The sequence below is a fragment of the Pseudomonas sp. P5_A2_2 genome, assembly GCF_054177685.1.
In genome coordinates this window covers 1-3,639 of the sequence record NZ_JBGCUL010000446.1, presented here as the reverse complement: position 1 = coordinate 3,639, position 3,639 = coordinate 1, and the positions used below count along the sequence as shown (strand labels likewise).

Annotated in this window: 5 protein-coding genes and 1 pseudogene; 3 read left to right on the top strand and 3 right to left on the bottom strand. The window is 58.9% G+C overall.

Translation table 11 applies throughout. The features are described 5' to 3' along the window. The coding region (locus ACXRVY_RS20155; protein WP_458238074.1) for a response regulator at nt 1-229 on the top strand (229 nt) is incomplete at its 5' end. Here ACXRVY_RS20155 and ACXRVY_RS20150 read toward each other — a convergent pair. The 3 genes from ACXRVY_RS20150 to msrB all read right to left on the bottom strand — a co-directional run bounded on the left by ACXRVY_RS20150 (nt 213) and on the right by msrB (nt 1,729). After that, entirely contained in the window at nt 213-674 is a 462-nt protein-coding gene (locus tag ACXRVY_RS20150) for a MarR family winged helix-turn-helix transcriptional regulator (protein ID WP_223463857.1), read from the bottom strand. The genes ACXRVY_RS20155 and ACXRVY_RS20150 overlap by 17 nt on opposite strands. Next, on the bottom strand, nt 671-1,156 hold the full coding sequence (locus tag ACXRVY_RS20145) for a glutathione peroxidase (protein ID WP_223463856.1): 486 nt from the start codon (nt 1,154-1,156) through the stop codon (nt 671-673). Before ACXRVY_RS20145 ends, ACXRVY_RS20150 begins: the two co-directional genes overlap by 4 nt. 180 nt (nt 1,157-1,336) lie before the next feature. Further along, the gene (msrB, locus tag ACXRVY_RS20140; RefSeq protein WP_223463855.1) at nt 1,337-1,729 is read right to left on the bottom strand and encodes a peptide-methionine (R)-S-oxide reductase MsrB; all 393 of its coding nucleotides are present in this window, start codon (nt 1,727-1,729) and stop codon (nt 1,337-1,339) included. Between the two features lie 226 nt (nt 1,730-1,955). On the opposite strand from msrB, the gene ACXRVY_RS20135 reads away from it, so the two are divergent. After that, nucleotides 1,956-3,167 carry a pyridoxal phosphate-dependent aminotransferase gene (locus ACXRVY_RS20135; protein WP_007973513.1) on the top strand — a complete coding sequence of 404 codons (1,212 nt, stop codon included), beginning with the start codon at nt 1,956-1,958 and terminating at the stop codon, nt 3,165-3,167. Between the two features lie 316 nt (nt 3,168-3,483). Beyond that, a pseudogene (locus ACXRVY_RS20130) lies at nt 3,484-3,639 on the top strand (protease HtpX); the annotation flags it as partial.

The window sequence follows — 3,639 nt, the reverse complement described above, 5'->3', positions numbered from 1 at the left end:
GATCGACACCAACATGCCGGTGATGGACGGCTATGAGGCCAGCCGGCAAATCCGCCGCAGCGGTCGCTGGCCCCACCTGCCCATCGTCGCCCTGACGGCCAACGCCATGTCGGAAGAGCGCGAACGCTGTCRTGCCGCGGGCATGAGTGACTACCTGGCCAAACCCTTCCGGCGGGAAGAACTGGCCGCCCTGCTGGATTTGTGGATCTGCGCTACGTCAGCGCCTTGATCTGTCCCAACAAGTGATCGAGACCATCGCGCAAATCGTTGAGACGGTTCAGATCGACCCCGCTGTCGCACAACAGGCGGGCCTTGAGTGGCCCGACCTGATCGCGCAGGGCCGTGCCGGCTGGCGACAGGCTCAGATGCACTTCACGCTCATCGCGCGCCGAACGCTGACGCTGCACCAGATGCAGTTGTTCGAGGCGCTTGAGCAACGGTGTCAGCGTGCCGGAATCCAGGGCCAGACGCTCGCCCAATGCCTTGACGGTCGGTTGCTCCGGGGCCGCTTCCTGCCACTCCCACAGCACCAGCATCGCCAGGTACTGAGGGTAAGTCAGGCCCAACTGATCGAGCATTGGCTTGTAGGCGCGAATGACCGCCCGGGAAGCGGCGTACAGCTTGAAACACAGCTGGCTGTCGAGCTTCAGGGAATCGACTGACAAGGTATTCATTTGAGCAGGGCTTCGATCTCGCGAGTCAGGTCCTGCGGCTTGGTCGCCGGAGCGAAGCGCTTGACCAGTTGCCCGTCCTTGCCAATCAGGAACTTGGTGAAGTTCCACTTGATGCCCTGGGAACCCAGCACACCCGGTGCGCGCTTTTTCAATTGCACGAACAGCGGATGGGCGCTGGCACCATTGACGTCGATCTTTTTGAACAGCGGGAAGCTGACACCGAAGTTCAATTCGCAGAATTCGGAGATCGCCCCTTCGTTGCCCGGCTCTTGCTTGCCGAACTGGTTGCAAGGAAAACCGAGCACCACCAGGCCCTGGTCCTTGTAGGTCTGCCACAGCTCTTCCAGGCCTTTGTACTGCGGAGTGAAACCGCACTTGCTGGCCGTATTGACCACCAGCACGGCTTTGCCGGCGAAATCCGCCAGGGTCTTTTGCTCACCCTTGATGGTGGTGCAAGGGATGCTCAGCAGGTTGTCGCTCATGTTTGAGGGTCCGAGTGAATGGAAGAAATAACAAAATAGCGAGCAATTGAATTGTGTGCAATTTAAATAATCAAAACGCGGACCAACTGCAGCAGTTGCCGAAGGCTGCGATCTTATGATCCTGACCTTCGGGCAGCCTCAAGAAAGGCCAGATCAAAAGATCGCAGCCTTCGGCAGTTCCTACCGGGGCACCAGGTCCAGGCACACCGAGTTGATGCAATAGCGCAGACCGGTCGGCGGCGGACCATCGGGGAATACATGCCCCAGGTGCGCGTCGCATTTGGCGCAGACCACTTCGGTGCGGATCATGCCGTGGCTGACATCACGGATTTCGGTCATGGCGCTGTCGCCGATCGGCGAATGGAAACTCGGCCAGCCGCAGCCGGAATCGAACTTGGTCCTGGAGTCGAACAGCGGTTCGTTACAGCAGATGCAGTGGTAGACACCGTCGGTCCTGGTGGCGTTGTATTTGCCGGAAAACGGACGTTCGGTGCCCTTGAGGCGGCACACGTTGTACTGCTCTGGATCGAGCATCGCCTTCCACTCTTCCAGGGTTTTTTCCAACTTTTCCATCATCACACCTCAGCGGCTGAAAAAGCCCGATCTGTACCTTTTCCACGGATCGGGCGGCACGTATGATTGCGCCTCGTCAAACGCCAGTCTGGCAGCCAGACCACGCGCATTCAAACGGAAATATGGGTGCTGCATCTCAAGGCGTCAGGCCTGTGTGAATACGCAGGATTCCCAGCACGGTTGCCAAAACGCCGTCTGGATCGTTCATTTTCGGGAACACATCGCCATGCAGGTCAGCAAATCGAACAAGCTCGCCAACGTCTGCTACGACATTCGCGGCCCGGTGCTCAAGCACGCCAAGCGCCTGGAAGAGGAAGGTCATCGCATCCTCAAGCTGAACATCGGCAACCCGGCACCTTTTGGTTTCGAAGCGCCGGATGAAATCCTCCAGGACGTGATCCGCAACCTGCCGACCGCCCAGGGTTATAGCGACTCCAAGGGCCTGTTCAGCGCGCGCAAGGCCGTGATGCAGTACTACCAGCAAAAGCAGGTGGAAGGCGTCGGCATTGAAGACATTTACCTGGGCAACGGCGTTTCCGAACTGATCGTGATGTCGATGCAGGCCCTGCTCAACAATGGCGACGAAGTGCTGGTGCCTGCGCCAGACTATCCGTTGTGGACCGCAGCCGTGAGCCTGTCCGGCGGCAATCCGGTGCATTACCTGTGCGACGAGCAAGCCAACTGGTGGCCGGACCTGGCCGACATCAAGGCCAAGATCACCCCGAACACCAAGGCCCTGGTGATCATCAACCCGAACAACCCGACCGGCGCGGTGTATTCGAAGGAAGTGCTGCTGGGCATGCTGGAACTGGCCCGCCAGCACAATCTGGTGGTGTTCTCCGACGAGATCTACGACAAGATTCTCTACGACGATGCCGTGCACATCTGCACCGCCTCCCTGGCGCCGGACTTGCTCTGCCTGACCTTCAACGGTCTGTCCAAGTCCTATCGCGTGGCCGGTTTCCGTTCCGGCTGGATCGCCATTTCCGGCCCGAAACACCACGCCCAGAGCTACATCGAAGGCATCGACATGCTGGCAAACATGCGCCTGTGCGCCAACGTGCCGAGCCAGCACGCGATCCAGACCGCCCTGGGTGGCTATCAGAGCATCAATGACCTGGTGCTGCCCCAGGGCCGCCTGCTGGAGCAACGCAATCGCACCTGGGAGTTGCTCAACGACATTCCGGGCGTGAGCTGCGTCAAGCCGATGGGCGCGCTATATGCATTCCCGCGGATCGACCCCAAGGTCTGCCCGATCCATAACGACGAAAAATTCGTTCTCGACCTGCTGCTCTCCGAAAAGCTGCTGGTGGTTCAAGGCACCGCATTCAACTGGCCATGGCCGGACCACTTCCGCGTCGTGACCCTGCCCCGTGTCGATGACCTGGAGATGGCCATCGGACGCATCGGCGGCTTCCTCAAGTCCTACCGCCAGTAAGCGATCTGTCACCGTGCGACCCTCCCGCAGGTCGCACGGTGATTCATCCGGCAACATTTGTTTGCATTGCGCCGCTGGCAGTCGCTTTGTCGCTGCCGGACAGCGCCTTGTCTGCTCGCGCCTAACAAAGGCGGGCGCCTTCGACACGAATTGACTGACAAACACTTCCCGCATACTTATCGGAAATGCCCTGCAAGCAGCTAGACTGTTGCCGTAGGACACAGTTTGAAATAGTCACCCGGTTGAATACCCCGGTGCAGCACCTTATATACCCCGCAGTACGCTACATATTTAGCATGAGGAGATTTCTACAACCATGATGCGCATCCTGCTGTTCTTGGCCACTAACCTGGCGGTCGTGCTGATTGCCAGCATCACCCTGAGCCTTTTCGGCTTCAACGGGTTCATGGCGGCCAATGGGGTTGACCTCAACCTCAATCAGCTGCTGATTTTCTGTGCGGTCTTTGGTTTC